Origin of the sequence: Antricoccus suffuscus (assembly GCF_003003235.1) — a bacterium.
GTDB lineage: Bacteria > Actinomycetota > Actinomycetes > Mycobacteriales > Antricoccaceae > Antricoccus > Antricoccus suffuscus.
The window spans coordinates 76,726-95,051 of record NZ_PVUE01000020.1 but is presented as its reverse complement, the minus strand read 5'-3'; the positions used below and the strand labels follow the sequence as shown (position 1 = coordinate 95,051).

The following is an 18,326-nucleotide window of genomic DNA, read 5'->3' as shown; positions in this document are numbered from 1 at the left end:
GTGAGTTGTTGGTCGAAGATGTGTAGTGCGAACGCTTCGGTGGTGTGATCGAGGCGGTAGTGGCGCGGTATTTCCTGCCCGACGGCAGCGGGCCGACCGCGACCGGGGGCGCCGCCGGGACCGGTGGTGGTGCCGGTGGGTGGTGGGTCCTGGGTCGTGGTCATGTCAATTATGGTAGGACACGTGTACGACAATTCTGGAGTTGTCCACAAGACTTGAGAGTTAATTAATCGGGGTGCAGGCGAGCCCGCGGTTAACGGGCGACCAGAGGATCGATAGGTTCAGGGTCAGTCCAGTTCAGCGACCATAGGTGGAGTGTATGAGCGGAATATTTGATCTGACCGGCAAGAAGGCAGTCGTGACCGGCGGTAGCGCGGGTATCGGCTTGGGCATGGCGAAAGGGCTGGCCGAGGCAGGCGCCCAAGTCGCGATCTGGGGTCGTAGCCAGGACAAGCTCGACCGGGCTGTCAAGGAACTCGCCAACCTGGGCCTTACGGTGCACCCCCAGCAGGTCGATGTCTCCCAGGAACAGCAGGTAGTCGACGGTTTCGGCAAGGCCAACGAGTTGCTCGGCGGACTCAACACAGTTGTCGTTAATGCGGGTATTGGCGCGGGACAGGCGCGACTCGTGGACACCACGACCGAGCAGTACAAGCGAGTCCTCGACACTAACCTCGACGGTGCCTTCTGGACGATTCGCGAGGGCGCGAAATACATGAAAGCGAATAGCGAAGCAGGTAACCCGGGCGGGTCGATAATAGGAATCTCGAGCCTTGGTGCCGTCGACGGTTCGCCGTCGAACTACGCATATGCCGCGTCCAAAGCCAGCATGATTGCCTTCGTTAAGAGCGCGGCAGTCGAGCTGGCTCGGTACGGCGTACGCGTTAACGCGGTGCTGCCAGGCTGGATCGCGACGGACATGACCGAACGCCTGCACGACTCCGAGATATTCCAGGATCGCGTGATTTCTCGGGTGCCCGCTCGACGGTGGGGTAAGCCCGAAGACTTCGCTGGAATCGCTGTATATCTGGCAAGTGATTCCTCGACCTACCAGACGGGCACCTCGACTCTCGTCGACGGCGGCTACGCGATCTTCTAAGAACACCGCGAATGCGACGTAGCCTTCCCTCTCCGCTGCCACGGCGGAACGGCCTCGAGCCGGCGTGTCTTCGGTTGCCGGAGGGGGAATGGCCGTCGCTTCGCCAGCACCTTATCGAGCGTCTTCCCTGGGAAGACCCGGCACGTATCGCAGAAATGCTTGCGGGCGGGGAAATTGTCACCCGGGAAGGCCCGCTCGGGCTACATGCGCCGTACGTCGCAGGTTCGCGGATCTGGTTTCACCGCGACCTCCCAGATGAGGTGGCGGTTCCGTTCGAGGTCGAGATCGTGCATCGCGACGACGATATTCTGGTCGTTGACAAGCCGCATTTCCTCGCGACGATTCCACGAGGACGACACGTCTTACAGAGCGCGTTGGTGCGCCTGCGTCGCGACCTCGACCTGCCGGAGCTCAGTCCTGCACACCGGCTTGACCGAGTCACCGCCGGCCTGGTGCTGATGGTGATACGCCCCGAGAGGCGTGGTGCGTACCAGACTCTCTTTATGCGGCAGCGCATCCGTAAGGAATACGAAGCGATTGCGCCGTACGATCCGCAGCTGACCTTTCCGCGTACGGTCCGCACTCGCATCATTAAAGAGGTGGGCGTTGTCGCGATCAAACCGAGTAACGGTCCGCCGAACAGCCTTACCGAAATTGACTTGATTGAGCACCGAGACGGGCTCGGCCGTTATCGGCTGCTGCCGGCGAGCGGACGCACTCATCAGTTGCGCACGCACATGAGCGGTCTCGGCGTACCAATCCTCGGCGACGAGCTCTACCCAGTCGTCACCGACAAATCGCTGGGCGATTTCAGTCGTCCGTTGCAGTTGCTTGCCAAGTCGCTGGAATTCGTAGATCCGGTCTCCGGTGAAGAGCGCCGGTTCGAGTCGCGCCGTACGTTGCGGGCGTGGACGTCGTACGACGAATGGGACGCGCCGCGTTAGACGATCGTCTCGAACGCCGCCATCACCGCTGTGGCCTGGGAATATGAGACGATCGCGGCATGATGCGACTTGGACAATGGCTCGGGATTGTTAGTGTGTTGCTCGTATCAAGCACGCTGGCCGCCGGTTGCACGTCCGCGCCGGAAGACGCGCCCGTCAAATCTGACTACCCAACCGCGCCCTTGGAGCAGGACTACCAATTGGGGGAGGTCGGCGTACAGGCGTCGGCTCTGGTCGCCCAACTTGCCGGCTCGGCAACTCCGTGTACGCCGCAAACCGGACCGGCCGATTTGTTGCAGAGTCCGGTCCAGGTTGGCAATGTGGTGTGCGGCCCCGACCTTGCGCAGTTCCAGATCATGTCGTTTCTCGACGTTCGTGGATTGCATTATTACTTGGAGACCATCGAGATCGGCACCGGTGACGGTCGTGGGTTCTTAGTCGGCGAGAACTGGCTCATGTTCGCCGATCCTGCGGCTTTGGATTCGATTAGTAGCACGGTCGGCGGCACTATCTATACGGATAAGAAAGAGGCCCTCACCGCTAATCCGGGATATTCCAGCGCAGATCCATACGTTGACTGCTATATCAATTTGACGGTCGTAGTCACCGAATATGTCAAGTCTGGTGTCAACCACATTGGCGAATACGATCAAATGATGCCCGGGCTCGCGAATGCCTTCTACGCAGCCATGTACGGCGTCGTGCCGCAATTAGCGAGTTACAAATCCGGCGATGACGCTGCCGCCACCCAGGATCTCATCCCGTACGCCGAACGTATGCGCGGCGTCTGCCACAAACTCCACCCTGATTCGATCTAAAGCCGATCGTGTGGGTATTTTTGGTGTGATGGTTGTGACTGACTTTGTTCGTTGGGCTCAAACTTGCTATTCGGCGGTGCCGTCCCCGTGCCAGTCAACTTGTTCATGACTCCGCCGTACTGACCCACTGCGCGCGAGAGCCTGGATTTCTTCCAGCGCCACATCGCGAGTACCGCGCAAATGAACAAGAGTGGCACGACGATCAATAGAATGCCGCTTATTTCCATATTTGTGGCCGCACTCCCTGGACGCCGAATGGATTTGTCCGCCACTAATGGGAAGATCCGTACCGGACTACCGGTCCCGATCGTCCCATATAAATGAGAGCCAGTCGACTCAGCCGGCTGCGGGAGAATCCGTCGTCGTCGCACTGCCTGCGTCCGTTGGTGCGCCCTGTGATGCCGGCGCTGATGGCGTCGCCGGCGGCGAGTCCGCTTGTGCCGCGGGCGGCGTATCGGAGACGGGCGGTGTGGTCGACTCCGGCGCGACCGGCGCATCGGCCGGCGGCGTAGTTGAATCTGTCGCGGCCGCGGAAGGCGCTGGCGCCGATGTCTCGCCAACCGGCGGTAGCGCAGCGTCCGAGGTCGGCGAAGTGGTGTTCGAGGTCGGTGTGAGCGCGGAAGCCTGCGGCACGATTGGCGGTGCGGCAGTCGTCTCCGCGTTTGGCATGGGCGATGCAGCGGCGGCTACGGCTGGTGGATTGGCGCCCGTATCGGGCTGCCGGATCTCGATGGGTACGACGAGGGGTTTCTCGTCTATGTCCTTGTCGTTGACGCTCGTGAACGTCACGGTCAATTCCGCCGGCGGCTCGGCCGCGGGGTCGTCCTTGAGGTAAAAGTCGATATGCAGCCGAAGTTCGTCACCAGCATTAAGCGCACCGGGCACCGCGACCAACTGGGCGCCGCTACAGTCCGCCACGTTGTCACCTGCCGCCGTGGGCGTCTGGTCCCAGATACCAAAGGTGACAAAACACATCCAATTGCTGTAGCCCGGCCCTGGGTCGACAGCGACCGTCACGTCCGTAAGGTCTTGGTCGGTCGTGTTTTTCAGGGTGAAGTGAGCGTGCGGGCCGAGTGGGTATGGGAGGACAGACTCACTATCAACTGAGAGGCTCGATTCCGGTACGACCGGAGGGTCCGGCGTGTCAGTCAGTGGTGGTTCGGTGGTTGTCGGTGGGGTGACTGGCGGAACCGGCGTGACCGATGGCGGCGTTGGCGTGATGGGTGCCGGCGACGAAGTGATTGGAGCCGGTGGCGGCGTGGCAATCGACGTCGGAGACGCGGGCGCAGGGGGAGGCGGAGGGGTCGTTGCTGGGACAGTTGCGACCGTGGGCGGCGGAGCAGCTGGAGGCGGCGCGACAGGCGGCGGCACAACGGCAGGTGCAGGTGCCGGTGGCTGAGCGGTCGTTGGTGGCGCGACGGCCGAGGTAGCAGGCGCGGCGGGTGTTTCGGCGACCGGTGCCGGTGAGTTGCCGCTCGTGGCGACGACGGTGACGGCGACAGCGGCCGCGACCACGACGACCCCAGCTGCGGCGGCCGCGAATCCCGGGAGATTGGACGCCGGATTGACGTAAGTGAGAAATTGCGCAAAGCCACCCGCAGAGGAAGCGCCGCCACCGGCCGCCGATCCACCAGCGACCGCCGCGCCGGCGCCAGCTACCCCCGCACCGACTGCCCCTGCGCCGGCGGTAGCGCCGACGCCGCCGATCAAAGCATTGACGTGCGCGAAGCCGATCAGTGCGCTGCCTGTCGCAGTCGAACCAGCTACCGCACTGCCACCGGCGAGCGCCGTACCTCCGGCCGTGCCTGCCCAGGTGAGTACGCCGACCTTGGCCGCGGCTCCGCCGGCGAGGTACGCCGCAGTCAGGCCGACCCCGCCGATCGCGAGCACTGCGACGATGCCGCGCAGCCCGGAGTTGAGGTCGGCGAGCTCAGCGGCAAGGGCGGCGCACTTATCGCACGTCTTGAGGTGGTCCTCGACCTGGGCAAGCTCGCGCTTGGACAGTCCATTGCGCGCCCACGCGCCGAGTCGTCCCGTGGTGATCTCACACGCCGGATCGGCGGTGTCGCTGATGTGTTGCTGCAGATACGCCTGACGCAGTCCTTCGCGAGCGCGGTAAGCGAGTGCGGCGACGCCGTTCGCCGTCATCCCCATGATCGGCGCGACTTGTGCGGGGCTCTCGCCCTCGATCTCGGTGTGCCACAGCACCGTCTGCCAGCGTTCCGGGAGCCGCGCAAACGCCTGGGCGGCAAGGGACGATTCGAGCGATTCAACAGCGGTATCGACGAAGGGCTGGCCCTCGTCGTGCCGCTCCATGTCATCGGTGAATTTGATCTTCTTGTCGCGCCGGATCGCGTCGTAGAACGTGTTGCGCACCGTCGTCAGCAGGTACGCGCGGAACGCGGTATCGGGACCGCGACCGTCCAGTAGCGTGTCGTAGAGCTTCGCGAAGGATTCCGAAACGACATCGTCGGCCTCGGTCGCTGTGGTTACAAGCTGGCGGGCCAAGTGGTACGCCGAGACGCGATGGCGCTCGTAAAGCACTGCGAATGCGTCGCGGTCACCACCGCGCACCGCGGTGATCAGTTCGGCGTCGCCAACCTCATTGGCCGCCGAACGCGATGCGATCGTCATCTACCTACCAAAACTCGACATGCCGGTGTCTACCAGCGGGTTTGTTTCCTACCAAATTGACGTTGCGCACCGTGAAGTATGACGCGCGTTTCTACAGGTGAATACCAGAATATGAGTCCGCCACACACCATGCGGCAATCATGAGCGAACACACGCACAGATGGCAAGTTCCGCGTCATGAATTACCGACATGGTCGTCAAGTTCATGTACGGCGCAGATGACGTTTCTATGACAAGACATCGAATCTCGGCGTACGTTGACGGACGTGGCGGACGAACAAGTGAGCATAGGTGAGATGCGTAGGCGCGACAGTAATGCAGCGGTCGAGGGCGAGAGCGACTCCTCGACCCCGGTCCTCCCATTTCGTCCCCGCCGTCCCCGCCGCGCCGGGGCACGTGAGGCCACATCGCTGACCGCAGTCGAGGTCCGCGCCCGGTGGCGGCGCGCAACCTTGGACTCCGGATGGAGCTTCCCCGCCGACTGGTGGGTGCCGGCGATCGACGCAATCACCGAAGCCTTCGTCGCGGGTCAGTCTGTGCTGCCTGGCTTTCACCGACTTGGCATGGCACGGTCAGATGCGGGCGTACCGATGCAAGAAACGTTGTGCGACGCCACCGAGTTTGCCTCACTTGCGCGCGAGATCCTCGCTAGCGACGCGCACAGCGCGCGCCTCGGCATGGTTGACGCCACCACGATCGTGCAGGTGGCCGCGACCGGATGGGCCGAACGGATCAGCATTGCCGGCGCCGGCGCAGAGGCGTCGGACCCGCTCACGCAACTCGCGCGTCCCAACTATCTTCCGGTGCGACTCGGTGAGATCTACCGTGCCGCCGAGTCCAAGGGCGAGTCTGTATGCCACACGCACGCCATCGTTGTGGTGTCTCTGTTGCATGCTTCGGACCGCGCCGAGCGGTTTGACCCCGCCGGATCGTCCCCATTCGAGACGATCGACCGTTCCCGACACATGGTGACTCTGTCCGGGGTTCTGCACTCCGTCTTTTCCAGTGGCGAGACGCTCGCCACGCTTGGCCCTTCAACGGCCGCGGTCATCGCCGCTCGCGACCGGGGGTTGTCCGCCCGGGTGACCGCGCTGCGTGAACTCTTGGAACGCGAACGGCTCAGCCACTCCGCGCCGTACCTGCCGCCGGTTGGCGTATGGCTCGAGGGCCTGCCGACCTCGTTGCGCCATGCCGTCCAGCTGCTCGGTGAGCTCAAGCGTTAACTCGCTCATCGCAGACCCGGTAGCCTGTCGATCGTGGATCAACGCACCGGACTTCCTATCGTCGGCATGGTTGGCGGCGGCCAACTCGCCCGCATGACTCATCAAGCTGCCATCGCTCTCGGCCAGTCGCTCAAGGTACTCAGCGTCACCGCGGACGAGTCGGCGGCGTTAGTGGCCGCGGATGTACAGCTCGGCAGCCACCTGGACTACGACGACCTGCTCAGGTTTGCGCAGAGCTGCGACGTCGTCACCTTCGATCATGAGCATGTGCCAGGCGATCACATTCGCAAGCTCGTCGCCGCGGGCCACGAGGTCCATCCCGGTGCGGACGCGCTGACCTTCGCCCAGGACAAGCTGCAGATGCGTAGGCGCCTTAGCGAACTGTCGGTGCCGGTACCGCGGTGGGCCCGGGTCGGCACTGTCGCCGACATCGAGCAGTTCGCTGAGGGCACGTGGCCAATCGTGCTTAAGGCGGCGAAGGGTGGGTACGACGGCAAAGGCGTCTGGATGATCGATAGCGCTTCGGATGCCGCCGAGATCGTCGAGCAGTGCGCGGCGAGCGGCATCGAGTTGCTCGCCGAGGAGAGGGTGCAGCTCACCCGCGAGCTCGCCGTACTCGTCGCGCGTTCTAAGTTCGGCCAAGTCAGTGCGTGGCCGGTCGTAGAGACCGTGCAGCGGGACGGCATCTGCGTGGAGGTGATAGCGCCGGCGCCTGGGCTCTCCGACGCGGTCGCGGACCGCGCCACCACTCTCGGCATCGAGATCGCCGACAAGCTCGGCGTCACCGGCGTGCTGGCCGTCGAGCTGTTCGAGACCATCGACACCGACGGCCGACCGGCGATCGAGGTCAACGAGCTCGCGATGCGCCCCCACAACTCGGGACACTGGACGATCGAAGGCTCGACAACCAGCCAGTTCGAACAGCACCTGCGCGCGGTCCTCGACTACCCGCTGGGGCGTACCTCGCTGCGCGCGCCGTACACCGTCATGGCCAACGTGCTGGGCGGCGAACCGGGAGGTCCGGGTATCGACGAACGCGTGCACCACTTGATGGCAAAGTGGCCGGAGGTCAAGATTCACTTGTATGGCAAGGAAGTTCGGCCCGGCCGCAAGATCGGCCACGTCACGGCGTGTGGCAGTGACCTCGAATCCTTACGCCGCAGTACATCCGGCGCGGCGGCGTACCTGACGAACGGAACCTTCGTATGAGTGCATCAGCCCCGCAGGTCGGCATCATCATGGGCAGCGACTCAGACTGGCCGGTCATGAAGCTCGCCGCCGAAGCGCTCGATGAATTCGAGATCGCCTATGAGGCAAGAGTTGTATCAGCGCATCGCATGGCCAAGGAGATGATTGCGTACGGCGAACAAGCGGCCGACCGCGGGATCTCGGTCATCATCGCGGGCGCTGGGGGAGCGGCCCACCTGCCTGGCATGGTCGCTTCGGTAAGCCCGTTACCGGTCATCGGCGTACCGGTGCCGTTGAAGTATCTCGACGGGATGGACTCTCTGCTGTCGATTGTGCAGATGCCCGCTGGCGTACCGGTCGCGACCGTGTCGATCGCCGGTGCGCGCAATGCGGGTCTGCTGGCCGTCCGAATCCTCGGCGCCAGCGACCCGGCGATCCGGGCGAAAATGGTGACGTTTCAGGCCGACCTCGCAGATGCCGCGCGGTCCAAGAACGAGGCGCTGCAGTCGGAGTTGCGGTAGCCACAATCGAGTTACTAGGACGTCAAACAAAGGTATCCTGAAGAAGACTTTGACGCGCCGATCCCCCTCGCGCGTTGTCGTACCCGACAGGAGCAATGACCGTTAGATGAGCACCGACACCAAGCTGTACTCGACCACCAACGAGCACGAAGAGCTACGTCAGGCGGTCCGGCGGCTGGCTGACGAGAAGATCGCGCCGTACGCCGCGGAGGTCGACGAAAACGAGCGCTACCCCCAGGAAGCGCACGACGCGCTTGTCAAAGCCGGCTTCAGTGCGGTCCACATCGACGAGAAGTACGACGGTGCCGGCGGGGACGCGATAGCCGCGTGCATCGTGATCGAAGAGGTTGCGCGAGTCTGCGCCTCATCGTCGTTGCTGCCAGCGGTCAACAAGCTCGGCTCGATGCCGATCATCCTGTCCGCCTCTGAAGAGCTCAAGCAGAAGGTGCTGCCGAGCATCGGACGTGGCGAGTCGTCGATCAGCTACGGCCTGTCCGAGCGCGAGGCGGGGTCGGATGCCGCGGCCATGCGGACGAAGGCCGTCAAGGACGGTGACACCTGGGTGCTCAACGGCACCAAGGCGTGGATCACCCAGTCCGGGATCTCCGACTGGTACACCGTGATGGCGGTGACCGACCCGGAGAAGCGCGCCAATGGCATCTCGGCGTTCGTCGTACACCGTGACGACCCGGGCTTCGAGGTCGGCAACAAGGAACGCAAGATGGGTATCAAGGGCTCGCCGACCTGCGAGCTGCACTTCACCAACTGCGTGATCCCCGAGGACCGCATCATCGGCGAGCCGGGGACCGGATTCAAGACCGCTCTTCGGACGCTCGACCACACTCGTCCCACGATCGGCATCCAGGCCGTTGGTATCGCGCAAGGTGCCCTCGAGGCCGCGATTGCCTACGTCAAGGAGCGCAAGCAGTTCCGCAAGGCGATCGCCGACTTCCAAGGTGTGCAGTTCATGATCGCCGATATGGGCATGAAGGTCGAGACGGCGCGGCAGATGTGCTACGTCTCGGCCGCGGCCTCCGAGCGTGGCGACGCTAACGCCGGATTCCTTGCCTCAGCGGCGAAGTGCTACGCCTCGGACATCGCGATGGAGGTGACTACCGATGCGGTTCAACTGTTCGGTGGCGCCGGCTACACCCGCGACTTCCCGGTGGAGCGGATGATGCGCGATGCGAAGATCACCCAGATCTACGAAGGCACCAACCAGATCCAACGCGTAGTGATGGCCCGCGCCCTCTTGAAGTAGCGCCCGTGCGAGCACAAGCGGCACTTATGTCCGATCGATGCCCGCGAAACGGCTAGACCGTGCACGTTAGAGTTGGATCTTAATCTCCGGCTCGGATTTTTCTTGCACTTCTTCGGCCGTGACGCCGGGTGCGAGCTCGGTCAGCACGAGTCCGTCGGGGGTGACCTCAAGTACGCCGAGGTCGCTAATGATCTTCTGTACGACGCCCTTACCGGTCAGTGGGAGCGCACACTCGTTGACGATCTTGTAGCTGCCGTCCTTGGCGACATGCTCCATCAGCACGATGACTTTCTTAGCGCCGTGCACCAGGTCCATCGCGCCGCCCATGCCCTTGACCATCTTGCCGGGGATCATCCAGTTGGCGAGGTCGCCGTTAGCGGCAACTTGCATCGCGCCGAGGATCGCCGCGTCGATCTTGCCGCCCCGGATCATTCCGAAGCTGATCGAGGAGTCGAAGAACGATGTGCCTGGCAGCGTCGTCACCGTCTCTTTGCCGGCGTTGGTCAGATCCGGATCCTCTTCACCTTCGTAAGGGTAGGGACCAAGGCCGAGAATGCCATTCTCACTCTGAAGTACGACGGTCTTGCCCTCGGGCAGGAAGCCGGGCACCAGGGTCGGCAGGCCAATGCCGAGATTGACGTATGCGCCGTCCTCAAGCTCCTGTGCGGCGCGCGAGGCCATTTGATCGCGGGTCCATGCCATGACTTACGCTCCCGTTCCGGTGGTGGCAGGTTTCGGTCGTGTCGTCAGATTCTCGATGACCTTGCGGCTGCTGGACTGTACGACGCGGTGCACGTGGATGCCCGGCAGATGGATGGCGTCCGGGTCAAGCTCGCCGGGTTCGACGATCTGCTCGGCTTCGACGATCGTGATCTTGCCGGACATCGCGACCGGAGTGTTGAAGTTGCGGGCCGCCTTGTTGAAGACGATGTTGCCGTGTCGGTCGGCCTTGTAGGCGTGCACGAGTGCGAAGTCGGAAACGATTGCTTCCTCGAGCACGTATTCGGTGCCATTGAACTCGCGGGTCGGCTTCGGCCCGGAGGTCTTGATCACTTCGCCTGCCGCGTTATAGCGAGTCGGGATGCCGCCGTCGGCGACCGCCGTGCCGGCCCCGGTGATCGTATAGAAACCGGGGATACCGACGCCACCGGCGCGCAGTCGTTCGGCGATCGTGCCCTGCGGGGTCAGCTCAAGCTCGAGTTCACCGGAGAGGTACTGGCGAGCGAACTCTTTGTTTTCCCCGACGTACGACGCAATGACCTTCGTGATTTTGTGGTCCGGCAGCAGGATTCCGAGTCCGTCGCCATCGACGCCGCAGTTGTTGGTCACAACGGTTAGGTTGCCGGTGTTCTTTTCGTGCAGCGCCTCGATGAGGTCGAAAGGTACGCCGCAGAGGCCGAACCCGCCGACGGCAAGTAGCGACCCGTCCTCGATGTCGGCGATGGCATCCGCCGGGCTGGCGATGACTTTATCCATGGTTGCTCCTGACCGGGTCTGGTGTTGCTGGTCGGACGAATTACTGTGCGCTCGCGTTGAGCACTTAGCCTAGGACGCGCGCGCCGGCATCGTCACTCCGGCTGCCCGGAGTCTCCAAGATGGCGTATGCCGGGCGAATCGGTGAGTTGCACACCCAGCGAAGCCGTGACGTTTTCCTGCGCGGCAATGGAGGTGAGCCAGCCAGACAGCTCCGGGTCGTCATCGGCCGAGACGAGCACGATGGACGCGCCCGCTGCCAGCGGGGCGGCCAACCAGGTCAGTGGCCCGGCGTCGGCTACGGATTCGGCGATCATGAGGATTCGGTCATCGTCGCGGATCGCAACCTGCGCTGCGATCTGCTGCGCAGCCTGCGCGGCGCTTTGGTGAGTGAGCGACAAGGAACCGGCCGTCACCGCGAGCAGCGTTGGGTCGATTTGCGTGTATGCCGCGAAGTGGTCGCCGTGGTTGCGGACCTCTGTGGTGTAGTCGATGACGTGATCGGGCTTGGCCTGCACACCAAGTCCCATCGGGTGTAGCGAACTGACGACGATCTCATTGGCGGCCGCGTCAGCGAGTTCCATCAGTCGCGGCTGCGCACAGAAGAGGGCATCAACCGGTTCGCTAAGGGACGGTTCGACGACACCGCAGCCGAGTTCCCACGCGGCGAGGATGATCGCGGTGGTCTGCCAGTGCGGCGGCAGCGCGATCGCGACCGTGCCGCCGGCCTCCAGCATCAGGTCGTCGCGCATGAAGTTGGCGGTCTTGCTGACCCAGTTGGATAGCGTCGTACCGGACAGCTCGGTGCGCTCGCCGGTACGCCGGTCGTAGTAGGTGATCAGCGGCCTGGCCGGGTCCTTCGCCACTGCCTGCGCAAACAGGCCGGTCAGTGTGACACTGGACAAGTGTGCTCCTTGATCATGGTCGGGTGCATGGCCTTGAGTCGAACCTACGCCCGGTCGTCTAGGAACCTGGCGCCTAGTTGACGCACGCGTCCGTAGCTGCCGTGGTGTCCGGTTTGGTGGTCTGGTCAGTGCCCGCAGGTGGCGCGGACTCTCCGGCGTTACCACCGCCGAAGTCCGACCCGACGATCAGTCGGACCTTGCCGTCGATGTCCGTCGCGACTTCGGTGATGGCGCCGGGGATCTGGGCGGCAACTGTGTTGGCCGCAGCTTCCATCCCCGCGGGGTACTGAACGACGGAGTGCGGGTAGTCGGTGCTTGCCGCCGACAGCACGCCGTCGACAGTGAACCCGGCCGCCGTCAGCTGTTCGCCGGCCTGAGTGCCCAACCCGCCGGTCGTGGTGCCGTTGTAGACCTCGACGGTGACGGTCTTTGGGTCGACAGTCTTCGGTGCCGCCGGCGAGCTGCTGGAGGTGCTCTTGGGTGCGGACAGCTGCTGGAAGAACTTGTGTATGTCGCTGACGCTCGCGGTCTTGACCACGTCGCCGGCCCCCGGAATGTTAGCGAACTTCTCCGCCGCGAGCGGGATGGTGTGGAACTCGACGTTGCCGGCCGCGATGTTGCGCATCTGTGCCGCGAGCTCGAGGGGATCGAGATCCTGGTCGTATTGGATCGTGCCGGCCAGCGCGTCGACCAGCTTGTTGAGCTTGGAAATGTTGAGAATGTCGAGCAGGTCTTGACCGAGCACCTCGCGGATCACCGCGCCGAAGAAGAACTGTTGGCGCTTGATCCGGTCGAGATCGCCCCCGTCCAGGTGGTGGCGCTGCCGGACGAAGCTCAGCGCGTCTTTGCCCATCAGCTTGTGCTTGCCGGCGGCGAGGTCGAGGTCGGTGTAGCCGGGGTCGTAGGCGCGCTGGCAGAGGTTGACCTCGACGCCACCGATGGCATTAGTGAGGTTGTAGAAGCCCAACAGGCTTACCTCGACGTAATGGTCGATTTTGGCGCCGCTGAGCGCACTGATCGTGCTGATGAGCTCTTTCTGTCCGGCCGCCCGCTTGACGTCCTCAGAGGCGCCGTCGGGCTGGTCGTAGTATGCCGCGGCGTACGCCGAGTTGATTTTGTTTTTCTTGTAGCCGGGGATGTCGACGTACGAGTCCCGGGGAAAGGACACCACCGACGCGCTCGCGCCATTGGCGGGCACGTGGATCAGCATGATCGTGTCGGTGCTGAGGGTGTCCTCGGCCGTCGTGCTCAACTCGCCGAGCTGAGCATCGGTGTAGCCGGCCCGGCTGTCGTTGCCCACGACGAGGATGTTCATGTCAGCGCCGTTAGTGCCCTTGACGTCTTGGTTTCCCTTGACGTCAGTAGTGCTCGGCAGGTTGCCGGCCTTAGCCTGGATGCGGTTGATCGTGCTGTGCGCGAGGCCGGCGCCGATCAGGAGCAGTACCGAGATCGCGCTGGCGAGCGTCCGTAGGCCAATGACGGCGTACTTCTTCCCCTTTTTGCGCTCAGCGTTGCGCTCTGCGCGGGTACGAGTGCGAGTCGGGCCCGGCGCGGCCGGTCGCGCCGAACCGCGGCGAGGATCGAGATGCGGCGGGAGCTCGGGGAGCTCGTCGTCACGTGGCATCAGGCAGATTCCTCCGAGTGGAGTGAGGGATTTCGCTTCCTTGCGGTGCTACCGGCATCCATACAGACGGGTGAGCCCGGCGAACGGTTGACGCAACAGTCTAACGCGTCGGTGCCTGAAACAGGTTCTCATGGATTTCGCGTCGGGCGGATGGGGCGAAGGTGATACGTGTCCTAAGGTCGCGCTCGGTGTGCCAATCGCGCCGGTGGAAGCCGGTGCCCGGGCCAGGTAGATTACGACGTGATGAATACAACGCCAGCCTCCGCGACCGAGCCCATCCCCGAAACCGAACCCGTCGCTAGCGCAGCTCGGCCCCAGCGCGCCGTCGCCGGCGACGCGTCGGCGTACCGCTGGCTCGTCACCGGCGCGCGCGGGCAGCTCGGCACCGAACTGGTCAACCTGCTTGGCGAGTCCGCCGAGGTGCGCGCCTTGGCCCGCGCCGACCTCGATCTCACCGACGCGCAGGCGGTGCAGAGCACCGTCGATGCGTGGCTCGCCGAGCCGAGCGAGTTGACCCCGGTGATCATCAATACCGCGGCCTATACCGCCGTCGACGCGGCCGAGAGCGACGAGGACGCGGCGCTCGCTGTCAACGGCGACGGGCCTCGCAACCTGGCGACCGCGACCGCCGGCCGCGCGAGGCTGATCCACGTCTCCACCGACTATGTGTTCGCCGGCGATGCCACGGCGCCGTACGGCGTTGACGACCTGACCGAGCCGCGGACGGCGTACGGGCGCACCAAACTCGCCGGCGACCTGGCCGTGCGCGAGGTGGCGCCGGACACCGGCTACGTCGTACGCACGGCCTGGGTCTACGGCGCGTACGGTCCCAACTTCGTCAAGACCATGGCGAAGCTGTCGCGGGAGCGCGAGACGCTGCAGGTGGTCAATGACCAGCTCGGCTCACCGACCTGGACCTACGACCTTGCCTCTGGACTCATCGAGCTTGCGATGAGCGGCGCCCCGGCGGGCAACTACCACTGCACCGGAAGCGGTCAGACCTCGTGGTATGAGTTCACGCAGGCGATTTTCACCGAACTCGGCCTCGATCCGGCACGGGTAGAGCCGACGACCTCCGACGCGTTTGTGCGGCCGGCACCCCGGCCCGCGTTTTCGGTGCTGTCGCAGACCGAGTGGGCCGCCGCCGGCCTCGCCCCGATGCGGGACTGGCGTAGCGCGCTGCATGCGGCCTTCGAGCAGGACGGCGCCGCGCTGCGCAACGAGTCGTAACGGTCAGGCTTCGGCAGCGCGCTGATAGGCCGCGTAGGTCTTCTCGGCGCACGCCCGCCAGGTAAAGCCGGCGGCGTACTCGCGCCGAGTCGCCGCGTCACCGGTCGGCGCATCGAGCTCGCTGACGATCGCGTCGGCCAGCGCGTCGACGTTCGTCTGCCGCGCGCGTTCGTCGACCGCGACAAAGCGGGCCTGGTCGCCGAGCACTTCGCGGGTCACCGGCAGGTCTGACGCGACGACCGGTACGCCGCAGGCAAGCGCCTCGAGCGGCGGCAGGCCAAAGCCTTCGTCGAGCGACGGGAAGACCAGAAGCGACGCGCCGGCGACAAGCGTGCGGAGATCGTCGATCGGCAGGTGGCCCGGCATGACGAGGCGGTCTGCGGGGATTCCGTCGAGGTCAAGGGCGTCACCCCAGCCGGCGCCACCGGCAAGGACCAACGGCGGGACATCGGAGTGCGTCGCAAGCAGCTGCCGGTACGCCGACACGAGCAGCGCAAGGTTCTTACGAGGTTCGATCGTGCCGACGGCGAGGATGTAGTCCCTGCCCAGGCGGTGCGCGGTCCGCCACTCACCAGAGGGCGCGGCAGCGCGATGCCACGCCGCATCGACACCCAGCGGAGTGACAGCGATGGCCTCCTCCGCCAATGCATAAGCGTCCTGCAGCTGGGTGGCGACCGCGCGGCTCGGCGTACACACCACACGCGCGCGGCGCAGGCCCGAAGGCACGAGCTCCCGGTAGGTGAGCGACGCGCTGGAGACGGTCTGCGGGAATTTCAGGTAAGCGAGGTCGTGCACGGTGAGCACGCCGCGGGCGCGGCGAGTCGGTGGCAGCACGAAGTTGGTCGCGTGGAAGACATCGATGCCTCCGGTCAGCCATTCGACAGGAGGCATCGTGCCGTGCGACCACATCGTGCGCAGGGCGCGGGCCGGTGCCGGGCGGGCCGCGACCTCGACACCGGGAGGTACGGCGCCCGCGAGCTGATCTCGGCCGCGGAAGGTGAAGGCGGTTGCGAGGAGCGAGTCGTCTGCGGCAAGCGAGAGCAGTTCGGTCAGCAGATTGGCTGTGTAGTGGCCGATTCCGGTGCGCTGACCAAGCAGCGGTGTGCAGTCCAGGGCGATTCGCATGTGTCAGCGGCTCCAATCGCGCGACGCTGTGCCGGCCCAGGCAGACACGACTTCGGCCCGGGAGACCCGGGTCGTTGTGCGTTTGGCCAGCGTGCGCGGCAGCAGCCGCACGACCGAGCCGAGTACGCGGAGCCGTAGCTGCGGGAGGAACACCTGCCGGGCCGGGACGTCTCGCCGCAGCCAGTGCCGCAGCGTCAACGACCCGGTGGTGACCATGAACCGGGCGAGCTTCGCCGCGGCGTAGCCGAGCGGGGCATTGCGCAGCAGCGTCAGCAGCCGGTTGCGCTCGTTGTGGAAGGCGAACATCTCCGAGTCCGGGTCCGACGTCGCGGCATGTCGGTGATGCACGACGGCATCGGAGCAGTACAAGATCTCCCAGCCCGCCAGTCGCAGCCGCCAGGAGAGGTCGGTGTCTTCGTAGTACATGAAGTACGACGCGTCGAACCCGCCGACCGCCTTGACCGCGAGCGTGCGCAACACGGCCGCGCCGCCGGAGAACCCGAATACCCGGGCCGGCACGGCGTAGTCCGCGCCGTCCGGTATGCCCAGGCCGCGGTCCGCGCCGTACCCCGTTGACAGCAGGGCGACACCGGCGTTGTTGATCAACGGCGTACCGCCCGGTGACTGGCGGTCGGTGAGCAGCATCTTGGCGCTGACGGCCGCGACCTGCGGTTGCTCGAGCATGGCGAGCGAGTGTTCGAGCCACCGCGGATCGGCCAGGGCGTCATTGTTGAGGAGTGCGACGTACCGAGAGCTGACGCGCCCAAGCGCCGCCGCGGCGCCACCGGCGAAACCGGTGTTGTCCTGCAACGCGAGCACGTCCGCGTCGGGGAAGTCCGCGCGCAGCATGTCCGTCGTGCCGTCGGTGGAGGCGTTGTCGACGACCAGCACCCGGTGCGGCTGGGTCTGCGTGGCAAGCGATTCGAGAGCCGATTTGGTGAGGTCGCGTCCTTGCCAGGTCACGATCACGACGGTGATGTCGGCGGCTGGGAGCAGGCTCATAGCAATGAAGTGTGCCTTACGCCGGTGCGCCAGATGACCCGCCCCGCGACGACGGATTAGCCTGGTGGGCACTGTCAAATGCGGATGAGCAAGCAGCAAATGTAAATGAGCACGGCCTAGCGGAAGAGGGAACGGCGTGGCACACGGTACGGCGCGCGCCCGCTCGGTCGCATTTCTCCTGGAGCAGTGTCTCGCGCCGGTGCCCGGCGGGACCGGCCGCTATACCAAGGAGATCGCCGCCGCCCTCGCCGCCGTGGACCGCGAGCGCACGGTCGTCGGCTGGACGGCCGCGCACCGCGATCTCGCCCCGGCACGGATCCGGGGTGTCCGCGGACCGAAGACGTTGCCGCTGCCGCGGCGCGGGCTGATCGCCGCGTGGGACACGGGTATCGGGCCGGCCCCACGTGGCGCGGACCTCGTGCACGCGCCCACCATGCTGGTGCCGCCAAGGCGCCGCAAACCGCTGGTCGTGACGATCCACGACGCCGTCCCGTGGACGCACCCCGAGACACTCACACCGCGTGGCGCCACCTGGCATCGGCGGGTCGGGGAGCGTGTCGCTCGTCAGGCCGACGCGATCGTCGTACCGTCGCAGGCCGTCGTCGACCAGTTGGTCGAATTCATCGATATCGGCGCCAAGACGAGCGTGATCGGACTCGGTGTGAGCCGCGATCTCGATTTACCGACTGATGCTGACGCGCGGGCCGTCCGCCTCGGCCTTCCTGAGACCTACCTACTCAGCGTCGCAACCCTCGAGCCGCGCAAGGGCCTCGACGTACTGCTTGCGGCGCTGGCTAACCCGAGCGCGCCCAAGGTGCCGCTGTTGGTCGTCGGCCAGCCCGGTTGGGGCGGCATCGACCTGGACAAAGAGGCCAGCCGCCTCGGATTACCCGCGGATCGAGTCCGGGTGATGGGTCGGCTCAGCGACGCCGACCTTGCCGTCACGTTTGCCCGAGCCGGAGTCCTCGTCGCGCCGAGCCGGTCGGAGGGGTTCGGCATTCCCGTGCTGGAGGCCATGGCCGCCGGTACGCCGGTCATCCATTCCGACGCGCCCGCGCTTGTCGAGGTCGCCGGCGGTGCGGGGGTCGTCGTACCGGTGGGGGAGTCGCGGCTGCTCGCCGAGGCGATTCGCGGCGTCATCGACGACCACGGCACCCAACAGCGTCTACGCTCGTTGGGCTTACGACGCGCAACGGACTTCAGCTGGGAAAAGTCGGCGCGCGCGCTGTGGCAGCTGTACGACGACGTCCTCGACAACGCGTAAGCACGAAAGGTCCCG

The 18,326-nt window shown here is 65.1% G+C and carries 16 protein-coding genes; 9 read left to right on the top strand and 7 right to left on the bottom strand.

Translation table 11 applies throughout. From position 1 onward, the window contains the following. Window positions 1-319 precede the first annotated feature (319 nt). The 3 genes from CLV47_RS18650 to CLV47_RS18640 all read left to right on the top strand — a co-directional run bounded on the left by CLV47_RS18650 (window position 320) and on the right by CLV47_RS18640 (window position 2,861). Window positions 320-1,099, top strand: a complete 780-nt coding sequence (locus CLV47_RS18650; RefSeq protein ID WP_170111163.1) for an SDR family NAD(P)-dependent oxidoreductase — start codon at window positions 320-322, stop codon at window positions 1,097-1,099. A gap of 11 nt (window positions 1,100-1,110) precedes the next feature. Beyond that, entirely contained in the window at window positions 1,111-2,043 is a 933-nt protein-coding gene (locus CLV47_RS18645) for a pseudouridine synthase (RefSeq protein ID WP_106350621.1), read from the top strand. A 182-nt stretch (window positions 2,044-2,225) separates the two neighbouring features. Beyond that, window positions 2,226-2,861, top strand: coding sequence for a hypothetical protein (locus CLV47_RS18640; RefSeq protein ID WP_146135444.1), 636 nt, complete (start codon window positions 2,226-2,228; stop codon window positions 2,859-2,861). Window positions 2,862-3,197: 336 nt separating this feature from the next. Here the strand turns inward: CLV47_RS18640 and CLV47_RS22345 are convergent, their stop codons facing one another. After that, window positions 3,198-5,495: a sigma-70 family RNA polymerase sigma factor gene (locus tag CLV47_RS22345; protein ID WP_202862692.1), complete on the bottom strand. Its 2,298-nt coding sequence runs from the start codon at window positions 5,493-5,495 to the stop codon at window positions 3,198-3,200. Between the two features lie 296 nt (window positions 5,496-5,791). On the opposite strand from CLV47_RS22345, the gene CLV47_RS18630 reads away from it, so the two are divergent. From CLV47_RS18630 to CLV47_RS18615, 4 genes are all read left to right on the top strand, one after another. After that, entirely contained in the window at window positions 5,792-6,718 is a 927-nt protein-coding gene (locus CLV47_RS18630; RefSeq protein ID WP_146135443.1) for a hypothetical protein, read from the top strand. A gap of 33 nt (window positions 6,719-6,751) precedes the next feature. Continuing rightward, window positions 6,752-7,927, top strand: a complete 1,176-nt coding sequence (locus CLV47_RS18625) for a 5-(carboxyamino)imidazole ribonucleotide synthase (RefSeq protein ID WP_106350618.1) — start codon at window positions 6,752-6,754, stop codon at window positions 7,925-7,927. Further along, a complete protein-coding gene (gene purE, locus CLV47_RS18620) occupies window positions 7,924-8,427 on the top strand; it encodes a 5-(carboxyamino)imidazole ribonucleotide mutase (RefSeq protein ID WP_106350617.1) in 504 nt (167 codons plus the stop codon). The genes CLV47_RS18625 and purE overlap by 4 nt, the downstream gene beginning before the upstream one ends. Before the next feature lie 106 nt (window positions 8,428-8,533). Beyond that, window positions 8,534-9,688: an acyl-CoA dehydrogenase family protein gene (locus CLV47_RS18615; protein WP_106350616.1), complete on the top strand. Its 1,155-nt coding sequence runs from the start codon at window positions 8,534-8,536 to the stop codon at window positions 9,686-9,688. Window positions 9,689-9,754: 66 nt separating this feature from the next. Here CLV47_RS18615 and CLV47_RS18610 read toward each other — a convergent pair whose 3' ends face one another. From CLV47_RS18610 to CLV47_RS18595, 4 genes are all read right to left on the bottom strand, one after another. After that, window positions 9,755-10,390, bottom strand: coding sequence for a CoA transferase subunit B (locus tag CLV47_RS18610; protein WP_106350615.1), 636 nt, complete (start codon window positions 10,388-10,390; stop codon window positions 9,755-9,757). A 3-nt stretch (window positions 10,391-10,393) separates the two neighbouring features. Further along, window positions 10,394-11,164 (bottom strand): CoA transferase subunit A, encoded by a 771-nt coding sequence (locus CLV47_RS18605; RefSeq protein WP_106350614.1) that lies wholly within the window; start codon window positions 11,162-11,164, stop codon window positions 10,394-10,396. 92 nt (window positions 11,165-11,256) lie between these two features. Beyond that, window positions 11,257-12,066, bottom strand: a complete 810-nt coding sequence (locus CLV47_RS18600; RefSeq protein WP_170111162.1) for a TIGR03089 family protein — start codon at window positions 12,064-12,066, stop codon at window positions 11,257-11,259. 73 nt (window positions 12,067-12,139) lie between these two features. Beyond that, window positions 12,140-13,690 (bottom strand): LCP family protein, encoded by a 1,551-nt coding sequence (locus CLV47_RS18595; RefSeq protein ID WP_106350612.1) that lies wholly within the window; start codon window positions 13,688-13,690, stop codon window positions 12,140-12,142. 243 nt (window positions 13,691-13,933) lie between these two features. Between CLV47_RS18595 and rfbD the strand changes: the two genes are divergently transcribed. Further along, complete coding sequence (rfbD, locus tag CLV47_RS18590) at window positions 13,934-14,920, top strand: dTDP-4-dehydrorhamnose reductase (protein WP_106350611.1); 987 nt, start codon at window positions 13,934-13,936, stop codon at window positions 14,918-14,920. A 3-nt stretch (window positions 14,921-14,923) separates the two neighbouring features. On the opposite strand, the gene CLV47_RS18585 is transcribed toward rfbD, so the two are convergent. Together CLV47_RS18585 and CLV47_RS18580 are read right to left on the bottom strand one after the other, a co-directional pair. Beyond that, the gene (locus tag CLV47_RS18585; protein ID WP_106350610.1) at window positions 14,924-16,045 is read right to left on the bottom strand and encodes a glycosyltransferase family 4 protein; all 1,122 of its coding nucleotides are present in this window, start codon (window positions 16,043-16,045) and stop codon (window positions 14,924-14,926) included. A gap of 3 nt (window positions 16,046-16,048) precedes the next feature. Further along, window positions 16,049-17,047 (bottom strand): glycosyltransferase, encoded by a 999-nt coding sequence (locus CLV47_RS18580; protein ID WP_106350609.1) that lies wholly within the window; start codon window positions 17,045-17,047, stop codon window positions 16,049-16,051. Window positions 17,048-17,183: 136 nt separating this feature from the next. On the opposite strand from CLV47_RS18580, the gene CLV47_RS18575 reads away from it, so the two are divergent. Further along, on the top strand, window positions 17,184-18,311 hold the full coding sequence (locus CLV47_RS18575) for a glycosyltransferase family 4 protein (RefSeq protein ID WP_106350608.1): 1,128 nt from the start codon (window positions 17,184-17,186) through the stop codon (window positions 18,309-18,311). Window positions 18,312-18,326: the final 15 nt, after the last annotated feature.